Origin of the sequence: Nocardia paucivorans NBRC 100373, assembly GCF_000308675.1 — a bacterium.
In the GTDB taxonomy this organism is placed as follows: Bacteria; Actinomycetota; Actinomycetes; order Mycobacteriales; family Mycobacteriaceae; genus Nocardia; species Nocardia paucivorans.
This window is the reverse complement of record NZ_BAGE01000082.1, coordinates 1-550: the sequence shown is the minus strand read 5'-3', so window position 1 is coordinate 550 and position 550 is coordinate 1. Positions and strand designations below refer to the sequence as shown.

The window sequence follows — 550 nt, the reverse complement described above, 5'->3', positions numbered from 1 at the left end:
AACAATTTCACGTACTATTTAACCCTCTTTTCAAAGTGCTTTTCATCTTTCGATCACTCTACTTGTGCGCTATCGGTCTCTGGCCGGTATTTAGCTTTAGAAGACATATACCTCCCATTTAGAGCAGCATTCCCAAACTACTCGACTCGTCGAAGGAGCTTTACAGAGGCTTGGTGTCCAACCAGACGGGGCTCTCACCCTCTATGGCGTCCCGTTCCAGGGAACTCGGAAGGCACCGCACCAAAAGCATCCTCTACAAATTACAACTCGGACCACAAGGGCCAGATTTCAAATTTGAGCTGTTGCCGCTTCACTCGCCGTTACTGGGGCAATCCCTGTTGGTTTCTTTTCCTCCGCTTATTGATATGCTTAAGTTCAGCGGGTATTCCTACCTGATCCGAGGTCAACATTCAGAAGTTGGGGTTTTACGGCGTGGCCGCGCCGCGTTCCAGTGCGAGGTGTGCTACTACGCAGAGGAGGCTACAGCGAGACCGCCACTAGAATTAGGGGACGGCCACCGGGTTTAGCGGCGGCCGATCCCCAACACCAA

General features: G+C 51.8%; 1 rRNA gene. It reads right to left on the bottom strand.

What is annotated here, in order from left to right:
- A 23S ribosomal RNA gene (locus ON32_RS30985) occupies nt 1-430 on the bottom strand; the annotation flags it as partial.
- Nucleotides 431-550: the final 120 nt, after the last annotated feature.